Genomic DNA, 19591 nt, shown 5'->3' with positions numbered 1-19591 from the left:
TGGTCAGGTCGCGTGCCTCGACCCGAAGCGGTACGCCGTCTGTCCGTGCCCGCCCCCGAACGCCAGCACCTTGTCCGGCACGACCCGGTAGACCCACGCGCCCTCGGAGCCACCGCCGGACTCGGACCGCTCGACGAAGCCCTCCCCGCGCACGTCGAACAGCCAGTCCTCGCCGTACTTCGCGTACCAGGCGTCGGCCAGCGTCTGCAGCGCGGCGGGCTCCGTGACCCGCACCGCCACCCCCTCGACCACCAGCTCGACGCCGCTGTCCCACCCACCGGCTCCCGTGCTGCCGGTCGTCACCGCGACGTGCGCGTTGCCGTCGAGGTTGCGCGCCTTCTGCTCGTGCGGGCCGGTGCAGAAGGCGAAGGAGCCGTCGTGCCAGACGCCGACGAGCGGCACGGCGTGCGGGCGGCCGTCCGTGCGGACGGAGACGATCCAGTAGAGCTGCGCGGAGCTCAGTCGACGCTCGATCTCGGCCCACGGCGGTGCGGTCGCCGTGGCGTCGCCGTACCTCGGGTCGATGACCCCGCTCGGTCCCGTCTCACGCATGCGTCCCTCCGTGCTCGACCCGGAGCCACACCACACCGTGCGCCGGGACCGTGAGACCGGCACGCAGGTCGACGACGTCGCCGGCGAGCAGGTCCTGCGCCGGCGAGGGCAGCCCGGAGAGCGTCGTGGCGTCCACGTGCTGCGGGTCGTCGGCCATGTTGGCGACCACCAGCACCAAGGTGCCCGGCCCCGGACGCTGGTAGGCCACCAGGTGCGGGTTGTGGGTGTCGAAGGTGATGAGGGCGTTCCCCGCCAGCTCCGGCGTGCGTCGGCGGACGTCGATCAGGTGCCGGAGGCGCGCGTAGATCCGCCCGGCATCCGTCGACGGGTCGTCCCGTCGCGCGTACGCACCGGCCGGGTAGCGCGGTCGGTTCACCCAGCGCGTGTCCTCACCGTGGCCCGGCTCGTCGAGGGCGGCGTAGTCGTTCAGCTGGCCGACCTCGTCGCCGAGGAACAGCAGCGGTATCGCGCCGGTGGACAGGACGATCGCGTGCGCCAGCACGATCCGGTCCACCGCACCGGCGTCGCCCGCCTCCAGGCCCGCCAGCGACGCGGTGGTGCCCGCGATCCGACAGTCCCCGGTGCGCGGGTTGTCCTGGAACGGCACCCCACGCGCGAACGACCCGGGGAACCGGTCGACGAAGAACCGGTTGAGGAACCGCCGGTGCGCGGCGGCGTCGATGCCGAGCTCGGCGGCGTCCTCGTCGGCGAAGGTCCACCCGATGTCGTCGTGGCTGCGCACGTAGCTGACCCACGACGTCCCGGGCGGCAGCGCGTGGCGCCGCTCGAGCGCCTGCTGGAGCAGCCGACCGTCCCGCGTGGCCAGCGAGCTCCAGATCAGCGCCATCTGCAGCGGGTCGTACGACAGCTGGCACTCGTCGACGCTGATGTACTCGATGACCTCGTCCGGGTGGACGATCGCCTCGGACTTGAACAGGACCGCCGGTGCGGCGATCCGGCACACCGCGTTGAAGGCCTGGAGCAGCAGGTGCGCCTGCGGCAACGACTCGCACGACGTGCCGAGCTGCTTCCAGATGAACGCCACGGCATCCATCCGCAGGATGTCGACGCCCTGGTTCGCGAGGAACAGCATCTCCCCCGCCATCGCCCGGAACACCGCCGGGTTGGCGTAGTTGAGGTCCCACTGGAACGAGTGGAACGTCGCCCACACCCACCGCTCGCCCGCGCCGTCGGGCGTCGGCACGGGCACGAACGACCCGGGGTGGTCGTCGGGGAAGATCTCCCGCACGGTGCGCTCGTACGCGTCCGGCAGGGTGCGGTCGGGGAAGAACCAGTAGAACGCCTCGTGCTCCGGGTCCCCGGCGCGCGCCGCGCGGGCCCAGGCGTGCTCGTCCGACGTGTGGTTGAAGATGAAGTCGACCACCAGCGCGATCCCGCGCGCCCGCAGCTCGGTCGCCAGGTCCGCGAGCTCGGCCATCGTGCCCAGCGACGGGTCGACCGCACGGTAGCTCGACACCGCGTACCCGCCGTCCGAGTTCTCCGCCGGCGCCTCGAACAGCGGCATCAGGTGCAGGTACGTCAGACCGAGCTCCTCCAGGTACGGGATCGCCCGGCGGACCCCGGCGAGGTCACCGGCGAACCGGTCCACGTACAGGACGCCGCCGAGCATCCGCTGCGATGTGAACCAGGTCGGGTCCGCCTCGCGGGCGTCGTCGAGCGCGTGCAGGTCGGCGGGGCGCTCCTGCCAGCTCGTGGCCAGCTGACCGGCGAGCAGCGCCAGCTCGCGGGCCGTGGCCTCCCCCGGCCCGTACACCTGCTCGAGCAGATGCTCCAACCGCCCGAAGTGCCGGTCGAAGCGCGCCATCAGGGTCGCCCACTGGGCGTCGGTCGTCCCCGGACGGCGGGCGGCCGTGACTGCCGCCGCTGCGTCCTGCGGGACCGGACGCCCCGACGGGGTGTTCTCGAGGCGGGTCCCGCGTCGGCCGGTCACCCTCGCAGACTCACCCGCCCGGCCACGCGCGTCAACCGGGGAGCAGCCTGCGCGTCTGTTCTCCTGGTGCTGCGGACTAAGGTGTGGCGGAGCTGGAGTGGGGAGGCGAGAACCGTGCCACGGTTGACGAGTGCCGATGTGGCGCGGGAGAGCGGCGTCTCGCGCACGACCGTCAGCTACGTCCTGAACGGCAAGACCGGCGTCACCATCCCGGAGTCCACCCGGCAGCGTGTCCGCGACGCCGCAGCCCGCCTCGGCTACACGCCGTCCGCCGCCGCCCGCACCCTGCGCTCCGGCCGCAGCGACCTCGTCCTGTGCGTCCTGCCGGACTGGACGATCGGCCCGGTCATCGACACCCTGCTCGACCACCTGGCCACCCGGCTCGCCGACCGTGGCCTGTCCGTCCTGGTCCACCAGTCGCGCGGGCCCCGGCCCCTGTCCGACCTGTGGCGGGCGGTCACCCCGCGGGTGGTCCTCGGGCTGGCCCCGTTCGCCGAGGACGACGAGCGTGCGATGCGCCAGGCCGGCATCCAGGTGGTCGGCAGCGCGCTCGACGCGGACGCGCAGCCCGGCACCTTCTCCGTGCCGCAGACCAGGATCGGGCAGCTGCAGGTCGAGCACCTCGCCGAACGCGGTCACCGCGTCGTGGCGTACGCCGCCCCGAGCGACGACCGGCTGGCCGCCTTCGCCGACCGGCGCCTCGCCGGTGCGGTGCTGGGCTGCGCACGGCTCGGCCTGCCCGAGCCGCAGGTCGAGGCCGTCGCCCTCGACGTCGCCTCGGCCGTCGCCGCCGTCCGGAGCTGGCGGTCGGGCACCGAGCCCGTGACCGCCGTCGCCGCCTACAACGACGAGGTGGCGCTCGCCGTCCTGGCCGGGCTGCGCGCCGAAGGGCTGCGCACGCCGGAGGACGTCGCCGTCATCGGGGTCGACGACATCCCTGCCGCGCGTCTCGCCGCTCCGGCGCTCACGACGATCTGGCAGGCCATCGACGCGCAGGCGCGCTACCTCGCGGACGCGGTCCTCGCCGCGCTGGACGACACGGTCGAGCCGCCGGCCCAGCCGGACGACGTCTTCCACGTCATCGCCCGGGACTCGACGTAGCACGCCGCGGCCCAGCAGCGATCGCTCGCTGCCGGGCCGCCGTGTCGCTCGCCTAGCTGAACGTGAACCAGTTGAGGTTCATGAAGTCGGCCGGCTGACCGGAGTCGAACGTTAGGTAGACCGTGTGGGTACCGGTCGTGGCCTGGATGTTCGCCGGGATCGTGCGCCAGGTCTGCCAGCCGCCGGTGTTCGCGATGGCGAAGCTCCCGATGGACGGGCCGGTGAGGCTGTCGAGCCGCACGTTGACCAGCCCGCTGACCCCACCGGCCGCCCCGGACGCGACCCGGGCGCTGAACGTCCCCTTCGGGATGTTGCCGAAGCTGACGTTGTCGAACCGGACGTGGTCGCCGTTCGCGATCCAGGCGATGTTCTGGCCACCGTCGGTGTCCGACGTCGTCTCCTTGGCGACGCCCGCCATGCCGGAGTACGCCTCCGCCTGGATCCGTGACGTCGCGTCGGTGCCCGTCGACCCGGAGGTCGTGGTGACGGACACGGCGCTGCTCGAGGCCGACCGGTTCCCGGCCGCGTCGTACGCCCGCACGGTGAACGAGTAGGTGGTGGACGCCGACAGGCCGGTCGCCGTGTACGTCCGGCTCGAGGTCGTACCGATCACCGAGCCACCACGCAGCACCTCGTAGCCGGTCACGCCGACGTTGTCCGTGGACGCCGACCACGCCAGCGTCGTCGCCGACGACGTGGTCCCCGAGGCGGCCAGCCCGGACGGGGCCGACGGGGCGGTCGTGTCACCGCTGGCTGCCGACGTGGTGACCGACCGTGCCGTGCTGCTCGACGAGCGGTTGCCCGCCGCATCCAGCGCCCGGACCGTGAACGAGTACGTCGTCGACGGGGACAGGCCGGAGGCGGTGTACGTGGTGCCCGACACGGTGCCGACGACCGACCCGTCGCGGAGCACCTCGTAGCCGGTCACCGCGACGTTGTCCGTCGAGGCCGTCCACGACAGGTTCGTCGACGACGACGTGGTCCCCGAGGCCGTCAGGTACGCCGGCGTCGTGGGTGCTGTCGTGTCGGACGGCACGGTGGTGTTGGAGCTCGCCACCGAGCGCGCCGGGACGGCCAGCGTGACGCCGTTGGAGAAGGTCACGGTGATCGCCGACCCGCTCATGTTCGCCGCCTGGTAGGTGCGGACGCCGTTCTTGACGAAGACCGCGTGCAGCGGGGTGTTCGCCGTGACGGACCGGTCGACGGTGCCCAGACCCGACAGGGACTTGAGCCAGTAGAACGTGTGTGCCCGCGACTCCCCCTCCTCGACCGCGTACGACCCGGCCTGCGAGCGGAACTGCGAGAGCGCCGTCGGGGCGTCGGCCAAGGCCTGGAACTCCCAGATGATGTCCTGCCAGACCGTCGCCGGGCCGCCGTTGTTGCGTTCGAGCTCGGCGATGTTGCGACTGATGTACGACGGGTTGTAGCCCAGGTACAGGTGCCCCGCGGTGCTGGGAAGCAGGTTGATGCCCTGGATCATCTCCGGCTCGGCGCTGAACCACGTCGAGTAGGAGCCGCCGTCGCCCCAGACCATGCCGACCGTCGAGTGCCCGAACGCGGCCGGGAACGCCTCGTCGTCGGTGTCGAACCAGTAGTTCTCGATGGCGGACGCCTGCGTCGTGTAGAGGTAGATGCCCAGGTCACGGACCGTCTTGTTGCCGGTGACCTGACCCCACTGGATGAGCCCGCTGGCGAAGTTCATGCCCTCCGACGACGACTCCTGGTTGTTGCCGGCCGCGAACGCGCCGTGCCCGGCGGCCCAGTCGTGGCCGGCGTAGATGTCGAAGTCGCGCAGGAACGGGAACCGGGTGTCGCTGCGGTCCCAGTTGGCCGCGTCCTTGATGACCGTGTTGACCATGCCGCCGTAGGCGGACTCCGCCGCCCACGAGGGATCGAACTGCGCGACCGTGGCAGCACCGACCACGTAGTAGCCGTAGTGGAAGTGGTGGTCGTTGAGGTCGGTGTCGGAGCCGTAGGACGCCGGGTACCCGATCAGCGTGCCCCACGACGGGTTGTACCAGAACGACCGGGTCGTCTCCCCCGGTGACGCCGTCATCCAGTCCGTCAGCCGGGTCTTCATCGCGCCGACGAGGCTGTCCCGGGCGGACGTGTTGCCGGTGAGGTTGGCCATGTGGGCGACCTGCGCGGCACGCCCGAAGGCCTTGCCGGTCCAGTACGTGTCCTCCCCGAAGCCCGCGAACGGGTCACCGGACGCGACCTGCGAGATGTAGCCGTTCAGCTGCGTGGCGTCCGCGGAGCCCGCGGGGAACCCGGTGTTCGCGAGCTGCGGGAGGACGCCGTTGAACGTCGAGACGGTCTGGAACTGCGAGCTGCCGACCACGACCCGCATCGGGCCTCGCGGCGACGTGTAGGAGTAGCTGCTCAGCGTCGCGCCGGTGAGGTTGTCACGCTGGTGCGGGTAGAGCGCGTAGACGGTGCCCGTGCCGGACCCCTGGCGAGCCGTCGTGGTGAACGCGTAGGTGGCGGTCATCTTGGCGGTGGACTCGTTGTAGGACCAGGAGACCTTGGTGCCGGTCACGTGGTTGTGCGCGTACGGCGCGTAGGCGCTCAGCGCGGCGGCGCGGTCGGCGGCGCTGCTGCTCGGCGTGGTCGGCAGCACCGCGACCGAGAAGAACGACCCCCCGTTCAGGGACGAGCTGATGGTGCTCCCCGAGACGGACCAGGTCGAGCCGGTCGGTCCGAACGCGGCGTAGTCGTGGCCGTTGATGGTGTACCCGATCGCGGCGTTGCCGTTGCTCCACACGGTCGGCGCCGCCGCACCCGTGAGGGTGGCGTTGCCGCCGGTCTTCGTCGCGTAGACGAAGGGCAGGCCGTGCCCGAACGTGGTGCGCAGGCTGCTGCTGCCGTTGGTCCAGAGCTCACTGACGGTCCAGTCGGAGTACCCGTCGACCTTGCCGTCGGCGTCGAGCCCGGCGATCCCGAGGCGGAAGTCCTCGGCGTAGTTGTAGTGGTACTCCCCGACGCCCGTGGCGGTCCCGGAGATGCTGACCGTCGTCGGGTAGCTCACCCCGAGGCCGTTCGTGTACGCGTGGAAGGCGAGCGGGTGCGCCATGAGGTTCTCGGAGACCGACGCGCAGTTGAACTTGCGCCACAGCAGCGAGGTCCACCAGTCGTTCGTCGGGATCGCTCCGGCCGGGAAGTTCGACGTCACGTGCGCCCGGGGGTTGGTGATCGGGGTGTTGTTGCACTCCGTGGGCACGGCGCCGCCGGTGGGGGTGCCCTCCGCGTAGCTGCCCGCTCCGACCGTCACCGCCTCCGCACGGGGCACGGGCAGCGCGATCGCCTGCACCAGGTATGCCAGCAGGGCGCCGACCGCGATCATCGCGACGAGCCGGCGGCGGTCCAGTGGGCGACTCGACATGGTCGGTCGTGGGTGAGCAGACATCCAGGTGTCTCCGTTCCGGTACGGCACGTCGAGCCGGCCGAGGGGTCGACGACGACGAGCCCGAGGGCGCGAGGGTCCGGCCGTCGGTCGACGGCCGGTCAGCGGGCCGTCCGGACCAGCGCGACGCTGCGCTGGGCACGGTCAGCCCTGGGCGGTGCGGTACGTGCGGGTGGGGACGCCCGCAGTGAGCCGGCCGTGACACGGGGACCGTGCGCTGGCCTGGGGGTGGATGTCGAGACGGCCCGGGACGCGCTCCCTCGACGGTGAGGGAGGTCGGCCCTGGTGACTCGTGTCACTCCTGGGCTCACCTTCTGCCCGGACCGGACGAAAGTCAAGCGGTGGATCACCGAAGACAGCGCAGGTACGACTCACGACGACGCCCGCCCCGGTCCGGGACGGGCGTCGTCGTGCGCCTGCGGGTGCGGCTCAGCCGGCCGCAGCGATGAAGGCGAGCATCGCGGAGCGCGAGCTGCCGTCGTCGACCGCGACGTCCGGCAGGCTCGTCGCCTCCTGCCACGCCGCCGCCGCGTCGTCCGCACCGGCCAGGGCCCGGTACATCAGCAGGTAGCCGCCGAACTGCACGCCGTACCCGCCGGGGGTCGCTTCCTCCACCGACGCGCGGATCCGCTCCGGGTCCACGCCGTCGGCGATCGACGTCTGCACCGGCCCCATGGGGATGAGCTGGATGCCGAGGATCGCGTTCGGCTCCGGGCTGAACCACGTGGCGTAGTCCCGCTTGCCGCCCCAGTTGAGCGACACCATCGTGTGGTCGAACCCCTCGAACTGCTCGAGGTCCGGAGCAGTCCAGTAGGTCCGCGCGGTCAGCGCCTCGGTGGACGCCAGCCAGGTCGCCTCGGCCGCCAGGTCCGGCTGGTCCGACGCCTCGGCCCACAGACCCAGACCGTTCCAGGCCGTGACCGCCTCCGACGACGACTCCTGGTTGTTCCCGTCGGCGAACGGGGAGGTGCCCGACGCCCACGAGTGGCCGGCGTAGGGGTCGTACGACCGCAGCTGCGGCAGCACGTCGGACGGCCGTGCCGCGGCGATGTCCTGCGCGAGCAGGTCCATCACCGGGGCGAGCTCGCTCGCCAGCTCCGGGTCGTCCTGCGCGAGCAGGCCCGCCGCGGCGAGGATGTAGCCGTAGTGGAAGTGGTGGTCGTTGAGCTCGTCCGACCCGAAGGACGGCGTCAGCCCGATCACCGAGCGGGCCGCCTCGTCGTACACGAAGCACCGGGCGTCGCGTGCGGCGCACCCGTCGGGCTCGGCCCACTCCCGCAGCGCCTCGACGGTCGTGGCCTTCAGGTCGGCCACCACGTCCTGCGCCCCGAGCTGCTCGCCCAGCACGACCAGCGACGCCGCGCGGTTGAGCGCCTTGCCGCCGAAGTACGTGTCGGACGGGAAGGCCGGCGTGTCTGCGACGTCGGCCTCCAGCGCGGCGACGATGGCCGTGCGCTCGTCGTCGGAGATCCCGGCCAGGTCCAGCGAGCCGGTGGGCGGCAGCGCCGGTGCGAACGACGTCAGCTGCGAACCGGCACACAGCTCCAGGTCCCCGTAGACGCTCGGGTACGCGCCCAGCCCGCAGTCCGCACGCTCCGGCTGGTCGCCGCTGCGGTGGTGCGGCATGAGCACGTAGGCGCTCGGCGAGCCGCCCGCGGTGCGGTACGTCAGGGTCGTGCGGGCGAGCCGGTCGTCGACGCCGTACGTGACGTCGACACCGGTGACCGGGTCGGCGGCCGCGGCGCGCAGGGTGGTGGCCGCTGCGTCGCTCGCGTCCGGGGGCAGCGCGTACCAGGTCGCCGTCTCCCCCGCGCCCAGCGTCGTCGAGCCGCCGTCGGTAGCGCCGCCGACGAGCCCCCACTGCGAGGTGCCCGCGTCGGCGGTCGCGCCGCCGTCACCTGCCTCGAACGCACCGCCGGTGACGGTCGAGCTGACCGTGACGTCCTGCTCGGCCGTGAGGCTGACGAACGGGGACCCCGCCGCCAGGACCACGTGGCCGATGACCGCACCCGAGCCGTCGAGCAGGTCGACGGTCACGCTCACCGGGTCGGCAGCGCTGACCTGCGCGGAGGCCGCACCCGCGTCGACGGTCACCGCCGGCACGTGCGGCGCGATGATGACCTTCGAGTCCACCGTCGGCGACGGCAGCCCGAGCGTGAAGCCCGAGTCCGTGAGCCCGAACGAGAGCGGCTCGGCGAACACCGGTTGCGGCTGGTCGCCGAACACCAGGCCGCTGTACCACCGGTTGCTGGGCGGCACCACGCCCGGGGCGAGGCGCACCGGGTCGATCTTGGCGACGGACTGCGCGGGGACCCCGGCGACGAGAGCCGCGGAGTCGACCTCCGGAGGGGTGGCGTCCGGCGGCCCGTCGACGTCGGCGACCGGAGCGGAACCCGCAGCCCCGCCGTCGTCGCTGGACGCTGTGTCGTCGTCAGCCCAGGGCGCGACCGCGACGAGCACGGCGACGAGGACGGCGACGACGGCGGCCGCCACACCGGCGATCCACCACCGGCGACGGGACGTGGGCGGGGGTCGCACCTCGGTCAGGGTGTCTGTGGTTCGAGTGGTCATCCGAAGAGTCCTCCCAGGTAGGTCTTGACGGAGGCCGCGGTGCGCGTCACCACTCCGTCGTTGTCCAGGTGCAGCTCGGCCGTCACCGGCGTACCGGCGGACACGAGCCCGTTCTGCGCACCGTCCTTCAGCGCGTCACCGGTCAGCGTCAGCACCGCTTGGGCGCTCCCCGCGACCGTCTCGACCTGGACCTCGGACACGTGCGCGGTGATGGACCGCTGGTTGGGCAGCACGACCGTCACGGTGGCGTCGTCCGCCACCCGTGCGTACTCCTTCGGGGTGAGGGTGTACTCGGCCTGCACGTACAGCGTGTCCGCGCGCTGCACGGTCGCCAGCTGAGCAGCCGACTGGACGAACGTGCCGCGCTCGGAGAAGACCTCCGTGACCACGCCGTCGCCCGTGGCCAGCACGACGAGCCGGCCCTCCGCGTCGATCTGGGTCGCTTCCGTCGCCGGACGCGCGAAGCCGTTCTTCACGTCGTACTGCAGGGTGGCGGAGTCGATGACGAACAGCTGCTGCCCGGTGGTCACCGGGTCACCGACGTCGACGAGCTGGTCGACGACCAGGCCCGAGTAGGGGGAGCCCACGCCATAGTTCTTGGCGAGGATCTGCGCGGAGTCGCTCACGGCGACACCCCGGGTCTCGTTGAGCTGGTAGGTGGCGAGGGCGGCGACGACGAGCACGACGAGCATGCCCGCGAGAAGTCTGATGCGGCTGGTCCAGGTCATGCGGCACCTCCAGGAAGTGCGGTGGCGGGGACGGTCGCGAGGGCACGACGGGGTGCGCGCTGCGCCTTGAGGGCGGCTCGGGCGCGGTGCCCTTCTTTCCAGGCGGTGATGACGAAGCCGCCGAGGATCAGGGTGTTGGTGGCGTTCCAGGCGAGCGCGAGGCTCCCGTACCCGTTGCCCATGTCCTTCCACACGCCGACCACCGTGGTGATGAGCAGGAACTGGAAGAACAGGACCTGCGGGACCATGAACGCGAAGGGCGAGCGATAGGCGCCCTTCTGTCCGGTGACGTGCCACTTCTGGTCCTTCTTGAAGATGGCGTTGATCAGCGCACGGGTGTAGATCGGGAAGGACACGGCGGCGAGCAGGAGGACCTGCCACCGGAACGAGCCGAGCGTGTAGAACGCCACGAGGATCTGCATCACGTAGAAGCCCGCGTAGTACAGGGCCCACGTCAGCGGCGTGATCGTGAGGTTCATGGGCGTGAGGTTGAAGTAGATCTGCAGGGGTGGCACCAGGATCAGCAGGAGGGGTGCGATGCCCGTCAGGTAGTGCGTGGAGGTCACCAGGTACTGGATCCGCTGGTCCATGGTGAGGTTGCGCTTCGGGGACAGCGGGTTGTGGGTGAGCATGATCTCGAAGCCGCCCGTGGCCCAGCGCAGCTGCTGCTTGGTGTACGCCTCGACGGTCTCGGGGGTGTCCCCGACCGCCAGCTCGGTCGGGATGTAGACCGTCCGCCAGCCCTTCTCGTGCAGCATCAGGGACGTCCAGACGTCCTCCGACTTCGAGTCGGAGTAGATGCCGCCGATCGAGTCCGCGGCCGACCGCCGGTAGATGACGTTGGTGCCCACGGAGAACGCGGCGTTGAACCGGTTCCGGCCCGGCTGGATGAACTTGTAGAACACCGACTGCATGTAGCCGGCGCCCTTGGAGATGACCGTGTCGAGGTTGCCGTACACCTGGGGCGTCTGCACGAACGCGACGTCGTCGCTGGCGAAGAACGGCACGGTCTCGTGCAGGAACTGCGGCAGCGGCACGAAGTCGGCGTCGAAGATGACGAAGAAGTCACCCTTCGCGATGGACAGCGCGTGGTTGATGTTGCCGGCCTTGGCGCCGTTGCTCGACAGCCGCCGGACGTACCGCGCACCGAGCTGCGCCGTCAGGTCGCGGACCTCGTCGGACCGGCCGTCGTCGAGCACCCACGTGTCGTGCCTGCCCTGCATCGCGACGGCCGCTGACACCGTCCGCCGGATGGTCTCGAGGTCCTCGCCGTACGTCGTGATGAAGACGTCGACGGTGATGGGCCACTCCTGCAGGTACATGCGCCACGACGTCGGGTCCTTCTCCGCGCCGTCCCGGATGATCTCGCCGAGGTCGTAGAGCCGGTCCTGGGCCTGGTGGAACGCGAACTGTCGCGGGTCGTGCCCGCTCGACAGCACGGTCCACATCGCCAGCAGGGCGTGCGCCACGAGGACGGACTCCGCGACGATCACCAGCGCGTACGGCAGCCAGTCGCCGCGGTTGGCCGGGTTGAGCAGGAAGACCGCGTAGATGATGACGCCGGCGCAGGCCAGCAGGACGAGCAGCATGAGGGACGGGCTCTGGGCCGACTGGTTCTCGGCGGTCCTGGCGGGCTTGATCGTGCGCTGCTCGGTAGTTCGAGGTTCCAGCAGGAGCTTGTCGAACGTCGTTGCCATAGGTCTCGCACCCTTCGGTCGTCCGGTCGGACGGCCGGGTGGACTCACGGGTCCACCTGACCGGTGTGACGGCGACGCTGGCGCCAGAAATACGAAAGCGACGGCACCGTCGGGATCCGGTGTGACCGGACCTCGACAGGCGCCGCCGCCTTGGTGATGTCTACGACGCTACGGAGTGATGCCGGGTCTGTCCACAGCTCACGTGGTGCGCCGAGTCACACTGTGGAAGCGCGTCCACGGGTTGAGACGCCTGCGCGCAGCCCGGGAACGTCGACGAGCGCCCCCTGCGCACGACCGTCGCCAGCGGGCGCGACCGCCCGCCCTCCGCAGCATGATGGCGGCAGGAGGCGGACCATGGACGTGTACCTGATCAGCGGCGACGGCGTCCGCGAGTGCGCCGTCGCCGAGCTGCCCGACCTCCTCGCCGCGCGGCACGGGATCGTGTGGGTCGACATCCCGCAGTGGTCGCCCGAGGCCGCCGACGTGCTCTCGCAGACGTTCGGGCTGCACCCGCTGGCCGTGCACGACTGTGAGGTCCGCAACCGCCTTCCCAAGCTCCACGCCTACCCGAGCTCGCTGTTCCTCGTCCTGCACGCCCCCGAGCGCGGCGCCGGCGGCCACGTGCACCACGTCGAGCTCGACCGGCTGATCGGTCCGCGGTACCTCGTCACCGTGCACGGACCGGTCAACCCCGCCGTCCCGCTCGACGTCGCCCTGCGGGACACCCGCGAGGTCCTCGAGCGCATCCGGGCGGGTCGGCTCCGTCCCCGCACGTCGTTCGACATCTCCCACGCGATCGTCTCGACGCTCACCCGGCGGATGGAGAAGTTCGTCGAGGACCTCACCGCCGACGTCTGGGACCTGGAGCGCCGGGTCACTGACGGCGGCTACGGGAACCCGGAGCACTTCCTCGACGAGATGTTCCGGACCCGGCACGGGCTCCTGGCCGTGCGGACGATCGCCGCGCAGACCGCCGAGATCTACCGGCGGCTGGCCGGCCTGCCCCACGCGGTGCCCGAGGAGAGCCGGCACCTGGTGACGGACCTCATCGACCAGTTCGACCGCATCGCGGGCCTGGCCGGCGAGGAGAAGGACTACCTGCAGGGCGTCATCGAGTTCTACCGGACCCGGACCGAGACCAAGATGACCATCGCCGCCGAGCGGCTCGCGGTCATCGCGGTCGTGACGCTGCCGATCACCGCGCTCGCCTCGGTGCTCGGGATGAACCTCATCGTGAACGACCGCACGACGGTCGTCCCGCTGACGGTCGCGCTCGCCGTGATGCTCGCGATGTCCGGCAGCCTGCTGTGGTGGGCCAAGCGCCAGGGCTGGTGGTGAGGCCCGGTCGGCGTCGGAGGTGTCCGTGTCACCCGGACGGGGTACCGTGCCCGGCGCACCGCAACCCGGTGCAGAACCGACAGCACGGGAGGTCTCCGACATGAGTTCCACCAACCTGCAGCGTCGCAGGGTGAGAGCGGGGGTGCTGGCGACAGCCGCCGTGCTCGTCCTCGGCGCAGCCGCACCGGCGACGGCCGGCGACGGTCACGGCCACGGCGGGCGCGACACCTACCAGCTCACCGTCATGGGTACGACGGACCTGCACGGCAGCGCCCTGAACTGGGACTACTTCACGAACGCCGAGTACGACGACAGCGCGCACAACGACGTGGGCCTGGCGAAGATCTCGACCCTCGTGAACCAGGTGCGAGCCGACCGGGGCGACCGCAACACGCTGCTCCTCGACGCGGGCGACACCATCCAGGGCACGTCGCTGGCGTACTACTACGCCAAGATCCAGCCGATCTCGAAGCGCGTCGAGCACCCCATGGCGACCGCCATGAACGCGATCGGCTACGACGCCGCCGCGCTCGGGAACCACGAGTTCAACTACGGCATCCCCTACCTGCGCACGTTCGAGAAGCAGCTCGACTTCCCGCTGCTCGCCGCGAACGCCACCCTGGACAAGAACGGTCGCGCCGCGTTCACGCCGTACGTCATCAAGACCGTCCGGACACCCCACGGCAAGCCGGTCAAGGTCGGCATCCTCGGGCTGACGAACCCCGGCATCGCGATCTGGGACAAGGCGAACGTCGAGGGGCAGATGAGCTTCGGCGGCCTCGTCGAGCAGGCGGCGAGGTACGTCCCCGAGATGAGGCGTAAGGGAGCCGACGTCGTGGTCGTCTCCGCGCACTCCGGCGCCGACACGTCGTCGTCCTACGGCGACGCGCTGCCCTTCCCGGAGAACGCCGCGACCCTCGTCGCGGAGCAGGTGCCGGGCATCGACGCGATCCTCGTGGGCCACGCCCACCAGGAGATCGCCGAGCGCGTGGTCACCAACACGTCCACCGGCAGGCCCGTCGTCCTGTCCGAGCCGCTGAAGTGGGGCCAGCGGCTGTCGGTGTTCGACATCGACCTGTCGTACGGCCGGGGCCGCTGGACCGTGCAGTCCGTGGACGCGTCGGTGCTCAACTCGAACACCGTGCCGGAGGACCCGAAGATCGTGCGTCTGCTCGCCGACGAGCAGCAGACCGTCGTCGACTACGTCAACGGCGTGATCGGCACCTCGACCGAGGCGATGTCCGCCGCGACGGCCCGCTACGAGGACGCCGCGGTGCTCGACTTCATCAACCACGTGCAGGCGGGTGCGGTCAAGGCCGAGCTCACGGGTGCCGACGCCGACCTGCCGGTGCTGTCGATCGCGGCACCGTTCAACAAGGACGCCGCCATCCCGCAGGGCGACGTGTCCGTGCGCGACATCGCCGGCCTCTACATCTACGACAACACGCTCCTGGGCATCAGGCTCACGGGCGCGCAGGTCAAGGCGTACCTGGAGAAGTCGGCGGAGTACTTCAAGCCCGCCCTCACACCCGGGACGTACCCGGCCGCCTCCCTCACCAACGCGGTGACCCCGACGGCCCCCAACGGCACGCCCGACTACAACTACGACGTCATGGGCGGGCTCGACGCACCGCTGACCTACGACATCGACCTGGCACAGCCGGTGGGCAGCCGCGTCGTGGGCCTGGCCTACGACGGCGTCCCCGTGACGGACGCCCAGGAGTTCGTCGTCGCGATCAACAACTACCGGCAGTCCGGCGGGGGCAACTTCCCGGGCGTCACGACGGCCCCGGTCGTCTACAACCGGCAGGTCGAGATCCGGCAGCTGCTCATCGACTGGGTGAGCGCCAACCAGGTGGTGGACCCGGCGGTGTTCTCGTCGACCAACCCTGACTGGCGGCTGACGTCCGGCGGGACACCGCTGACCGTCACGCCGTAGCGCGCACGCGGGCGTCGCACCTCCCGGGGTGCGACGCCCGCGTCACGCCAGGGCGGCGCGCGTCACCAGCTCGAGCGCGGGCCGCGGGTCGGTCTCGTCGCCGCGCGCGACCCTGTGCAGGATCAGCCCCTCGGCACACGCCATGAGCGCGGCGGCGCCGGTGACGGGGTCGGCGGCGCCGAGACGCGCGAGCACGGGGACGACCTGCGCCTCCATCGCCCGCCGGCCGGAGGAGAGGGTGTCCCGGAGCGCGGGGTCGTGGCTCGCCTCCATGAAGAGGACGAGCCGCGCGGTCGTGAGAGTGCGCTGCGTGGTGGTGGTGTGGTGGACGAGTGCGGCGACGGCGTCGACCAGCTCGTCCGCCGACGCGGGCGCGAACGCGGTGCCGACCTCGGGCAGCTCCCGCTCGAGGATCCGTTGGGCCACTCCCGCGAGGAGCGCGTCCCGGGTGCGGAAGTAGTTGGACGTGGAGCCCCGGGCGAGGCCGGCACGCTCGTCGACGCGGCCGTGCGTGAGCGAGCGCAGGCCCTCGGTCCCGAGCAGGTCGATCGCGGCGTCGAGCGCGCGGTCGCGCAAGGTGGTCACGCTGGCACTATAGACATAGTGGACCGGGCACTATGTTCGTAGTAGTGTCGAGGGATGGACGGATTCCCGGCTCTCGACGGGGTCACCCACCGGTTCGTGGAGGTCCCCGGTCTGCGCATGCACGTCGCGGAGGCGGGCAGCGGCCCACCGGTGCTGCTGCTGCACGGGTTCCCGCAGCACTGGTGGGAGTGGCGCAAGGTCGTTCCCGGGCTCGCGGACGGCCACCGCGTCCTGTGCCCCGATCTGCGCGGCGCGGGCTGGACGGCGGCCCCCGCGGGCGGGTACACCCGCGAGCAGCTGCTCGCCGACGTCGTCGCGCTCCTCGACGCCCTGGACCTCGACCGGGTCGACCTCGTCACCCACGACTACGGGGCCATCCTCGGGTTCGCGCTCTGCCTCGAGCACCCCGACTGCGTGGGCAGCCACGTCACCTTCGGCGCCGGGCACCCGTTCGTCCGCTTCCACCCGCGGATGCTGGGCGTCCTGTGGCGGCTCTGGTTCCAGGAGGTCATCGCCACGCCCGGCCTCGGCCCGTGGACCCTGCGGTCCGGGCGGCTCCCGCGGCACCTCCTGGTATCTCCGACCGTGCCCGACGCGTGGACCGAGCAGGACCTCGAGCTCTTCGTCGCCCCGCTGCGGGACCCCGCACGCGCCCGGGCCGGGTCCGCCCTCTACCGCAACGTCATCCTGGGCGAGGTCGCTCGGATCTCCCGGGGCGCGTACCGGGACGCGCACCTGACCACCCCGACGGTCGTGCTCTACGGGGCCGACGACCCGGCCGGGCTCCCGCTCGAGCTGCTCGGCGGGCACGAGGACCGCGCGGACGACCTCCGGCAGGAGCTCGTCCCGGGTGCCGGGCACTTCGTGGCGGACGAGCGCCCGGACGCGGTCGTCGACCACGCCCGGGCGCTGTTCGCCTCACGCGGCTGACGACCTCCGGGCCACCGCCGCGCGCCCGGCCTCCAGCCGAGCGATCGGGACACGGAACGGCGAGCAGGACACATAGTCCAGCCCGACGTCGTGGAAGAAGTGGATCGACTCGGGGTCTCCCCCGTGCTCACCGCAGACCCCCAGGTGCAGACCGGGCTTCGTCGCCCGACCGCCCTCGACGCCCGCGCGGACCAGCGCGCCGACGCCGTCGGCGTCGAGCGTCTCGAACGGGGAGATCGTGAGCACGCCGTTCTGCAGGTAGTCGGCGAAGAAGGCCCGCTCGACGTCGTCGCGCGAGAACCCCCAGGTGGTCTGCGTCAGGTCGTTGGTGCCGAACGAGAAGAAGTCCGCCTCCTCCGCGATGCGGTGCGCGGTCAGGGCGGCGCGCGGCAGCTCGATCATGCAGCCGATGGGCACGTCGAGCGGGACGCCGGAGGACGCGCTGACCTCGGCCAGCACCCGCTCGGCCTCCTCCCGGACGAGCTGCAGCTCCCGCACCGACCCGACGAGCGGCACCATGATCTCCGGCCGCGGGTCCCGGCCGGCCTGGCGCAGCTGCACCGTCGCCTCGGCGATCGCCCGGACCTGGAGGGCGAACAGGCCCGGCAGCGTCAGCCCCAGGCGCACCCCGCGCAGCCCGAGCATCGGGTTCTGCTCGTGCATCCGTTCGACCGCAGCCAGGAGGGCGACGTCGGTCGGGTCGGGCTCCGTCGCCACGGCGACCTTGACCGCCAGCTCGGTGAGGTCCGGCAGGAACTCGTGCAACGGCGGGTCGATGAGGCGGATGGTCGTCGGCAGGCCGTCCATCGCCTCCAGCAGACCGGCGAAGTCGTCACGCTGGAGCGGCAGGAGCGCGTCGAGCGCGGCCTGCCGGGCGTCGTCGTCGGAGGCCAGCACGAGCCGCTCGATGTACTGGCGACGGTCGCCGAGGAACTGGTGCTCCGTGCGGCACAGACCGACGCCCTCGGCCCCGCGGGCACGGGCGCGCCGGGCGTCGTCGGCCGAGTCGGCATTCGTGCGGACGTGCATCCGGCGGACGTGGTCGGCGTGCCGGAGCACGCGGTCCACGGCCGTGACCAGAGCGCGGGCCTCCGGGTCGGCCGCCGCGGCGAGCCCGGCGTCCAGCCCGTCGGAGACGTAGACCATCACCGGGGAGTCCACCACGGGGACCTCGCCGCGGAACACCTCGCCGGTCGCGCCGTCGATCGCGATGGTGTCGCCGGCGTGCAGCACCTCGCCCCGCACCCTGACCTCCCCGCGGGCCGCGTCCACGTCGAGCTCCTCCGCGCCGACCACGGCACAGGTCCCCATCCCGCGGGCGACGACCGCGGCGTGCGACGTCTTGCCGCCGCGCGCGGTCAGCACGCCGTCGGCGACGATCATGCCCTGCAGGTCGTCCGGGTTGGTCTCCCGGCGCACCAGGATGACGTGCGCGCCGGCGGCCGTGCGCTCCAGGGCCTGGGCGTTGTCGAGCACGATCTCGCCGACGGCCGCACCCGGGGACGCCGGCATCGCGCGGGTCAGGAGCTGCCGGGCCGCACCGGCGTCGAACTGCGGGAACAGCAGCTGGCTGAGCTTGTCGCCGGTGCAGCGCGTGATCGCCTCGTCCATCGTGATGAGGCTCTCGTCGACGAGCTCGGTCGCGATCCGGAACGCGGCCGCCGCCGTCCGCTTGCCCACGCGCGTCTGCAGCAGCCAGAGCTTGCCGCGCTCGATGGTGAACTCGATGTCGCACAGGTCGCGGTAGTGCGTCTCGAGCCGTCGCATCGCGTGCCGCAGCGCGTCGTAGGAGACCGGGTCGAGCACCTCGAGCTCGGACAGCGGCAGCGTGTTGCGGATCCCCGCGACGACGTCCTCGCCCTGCGCGTTCGGCAGGTAGTCGCCGTAGACGCCTGCCTCCCCCGTCGACGGGTCCCGCGTGAAGCAGACGCCCGTCCCCGACGTCTCACCGAGGTTCCCGAACACCATGCTCACGACGTTGACCGCCGTCCCGAGGTCGTGCGGGATGCGCTCGCGGCGCCGGTACAGGCGCGCCCGGTCGGTGTTCCACGAGTCGAGGACCGCCTCGATCGCCATGTCGAGCTGCTCGCGCGGGTGCTGGGGGAACTCGCGGCCGGTCTGCTCGACGACGATCTCCTTGAACGTCTGCACGAGGACGCGCAGGTCCTGCGCGGACAGGTCGACGTCGGTCACCGCGCCCACCGCGGCCTTGCGCTCGTCGAGCGCCGCAGCGAAGAGCTCGCCGTCGATCCCGAGGACGGTCTTGCCGAACTTCTGGATGAGTCGCCGGTAGGAGTCCCACGCGAACCGCTCGTCGCCCGAGAACTCGGTCAGCCCCTTCACGGACGCGTCGTTGAGCCCGATGTTGAGGACCGTCTCCATCATCCCGGGCATGGAGAACTTCGCACCCGACCGCACGGAGACCAGCAGCGGCTCGTGGAAGTCCCCGAGCCGCCGGCCGATCGTGTCCTCGATCTCCCGGACGGCAAGCGTCACCTCGACGCGCAGCTCGGGCGGCACGTGCCCGTCGCGCATGTACGCCCGGCAGGCCGCGGTGGTGATGGTGAAGCCCGGCGGCACCGGCAGGTCGAGGTTCGTCATCTCGGCCAGGTTGGCGCCCTTGCCACCCAGGAGGTCCTTCTGGTCCTTGTCACCGTCGCGGAACCGCGAGACATACGACGTCATGAAGGGCTCCTGTTCGCAGGGCTGGGCGGGAGGAATACCCGTCTCCTTCAAGCGTCCAGGCTACTCCCGCCGATCCTCAAGGGCGCTATTGCGGCAAGAACAGGCAATCTT

Annotated in this window: 12 protein-coding genes; 4 read left to right on the top strand and 8 right to left on the bottom strand. The window is 71.5% G+C overall.

Annotated elements, in window-relative coordinates; translation table 11 throughout:
- Positions 1 to 3: 3 nt before the first annotated feature.
- The gene (locus CTE05_RS03180) at positions 4 to 552 is read right to left on the bottom strand and encodes a pyridoxamine 5'-phosphate oxidase family protein (RefSeq protein WP_146844661.1); all 549 of its coding nucleotides are present in this window, start codon (positions 550 to 552) and stop codon (positions 4 to 6) included.
- Entirely contained in the window at positions 545 to 2503 is a 1959-nt protein-coding gene (locus CTE05_RS03175) for an amylosucrase (protein ID WP_246123226.1), read from the bottom strand. Before CTE05_RS03175 ends, CTE05_RS03180 begins: the two co-directional genes overlap by 8 nt.
- A gap of 114 nt (positions 2504 to 2617) precedes the next feature.
- Here CTE05_RS03175 and CTE05_RS03170 point away from each other — a divergent pair, with 114 nt between their 5' ends.
- Positions 2618 to 3604 carry a LacI family DNA-binding transcriptional regulator gene (locus tag CTE05_RS03170; protein WP_146844660.1) on the top strand — a complete coding sequence of 329 codons (987 nt, stop codon included), beginning with the start codon at positions 2618 to 2620 and terminating at the stop codon, positions 3602 to 3604.
- Positions 3605 to 3656: 52 nt separating this feature from the next.
- Here the strand turns inward: CTE05_RS03170 and CTE05_RS03165 are convergent, their stop codons facing one another.
- The 4 genes from CTE05_RS03165 to CTE05_RS03150 form a co-directional block, all read right to left on the bottom strand.
- Entirely contained in the window at positions 3657 to 6986 is a 3330-nt protein-coding gene (locus tag CTE05_RS03165) for a glycosyl hydrolase (protein ID WP_246123225.1), read from the bottom strand.
- Between the two features lie 450 nt (positions 6987 to 7436).
- Complete coding sequence (locus CTE05_RS03160) at positions 7437 to 9578, bottom strand: glycosyl hydrolase (RefSeq protein ID WP_146844658.1); 2142 nt, start codon at positions 9576 to 9578, stop codon at positions 7437 to 7439.
- A complete protein-coding gene (locus CTE05_RS03155) occupies positions 9575 to 10306 on the bottom strand; it encodes an efflux RND transporter periplasmic adaptor subunit (RefSeq protein WP_146844657.1) in 732 nt (243 codons plus the stop codon). Before CTE05_RS03155 ends, CTE05_RS03160 begins: the two co-directional genes overlap by 4 nt.
- Positions 10303 to 12003 carry a glycosyltransferase family 2 protein gene (locus CTE05_RS03150; RefSeq protein WP_146844656.1) on the bottom strand — a complete coding sequence of 567 codons (1701 nt, stop codon included), beginning with the start codon at positions 12001 to 12003 and terminating at the stop codon, positions 10303 to 10305. Before CTE05_RS03150 ends, CTE05_RS03155 begins: the two co-directional genes overlap by 4 nt.
- A 354-nt stretch (positions 12004 to 12357) precedes the next feature.
- Here CTE05_RS03150 and CTE05_RS03145 point away from each other — a divergent pair, with 354 nt between their 5' ends.
- Positions 12358 to 13341 (top strand): magnesium transporter CorA family protein, encoded by a 984-nt coding sequence (locus CTE05_RS03145; protein WP_146844655.1) that lies wholly within the window; start codon positions 12358 to 12360, stop codon positions 13339 to 13341.
- A gap of 100 nt (positions 13342 to 13441) precedes the next feature.
- A complete protein-coding gene (locus CTE05_RS03140) occupies positions 13442 to 15280 on the top strand; it encodes a bifunctional metallophosphatase/5'-nucleotidase (protein ID WP_146844654.1) in 1839 nt (612 codons plus the stop codon).
- A 42-nt stretch (positions 15281 to 15322) separates the two neighbouring features.
- Here the strand turns inward: CTE05_RS03140 and CTE05_RS03135 are convergent, their stop codons facing one another.
- The gene (locus CTE05_RS03135) at positions 15323 to 15865 is read right to left on the bottom strand and encodes a TetR/AcrR family transcriptional regulator (protein ID WP_146844653.1); all 543 of its coding nucleotides are present in this window, start codon (positions 15863 to 15865) and stop codon (positions 15323 to 15325) included.
- 54 nt (positions 15866 to 15919) lie between these two features.
- On the opposite strand from CTE05_RS03135, the gene CTE05_RS03130 reads away from it, so the two are divergent.
- On the top strand, positions 15920 to 16795 hold the full coding sequence (locus CTE05_RS03130) for an alpha/beta fold hydrolase (RefSeq protein WP_146844652.1): 876 nt from the start codon (positions 15920 to 15922) through the stop codon (positions 16793 to 16795).
- Here CTE05_RS03130 and ppdK read toward each other — a convergent pair.
- The gene (gene ppdK / locus CTE05_RS03125) at positions 16784 to 19480 is read right to left on the bottom strand and encodes a pyruvate, phosphate dikinase (RefSeq protein WP_146844651.1); all 2697 of its coding nucleotides are present in this window, start codon (positions 19478 to 19480) and stop codon (positions 16784 to 16786) included. The two genes, CTE05_RS03130 and ppdK, sit on opposite strands and share 12 nt — an antisense overlap.
- Between the last annotated feature and the right edge of the window lie 111 nt (positions 19481 to 19591).

The organism is Cellulomonas terrae (assembly GCF_007990265.1).
Classification (GTDB): domain Bacteria; phylum Actinomycetota; class Actinomycetes; order Actinomycetales; family Cellulomonadaceae; genus Cellulomonas; species Cellulomonas terrae.
Note: the sequence above shows the minus strand (reverse complement) of the source record. Positions and strands in the feature narration are given on the sequence as shown.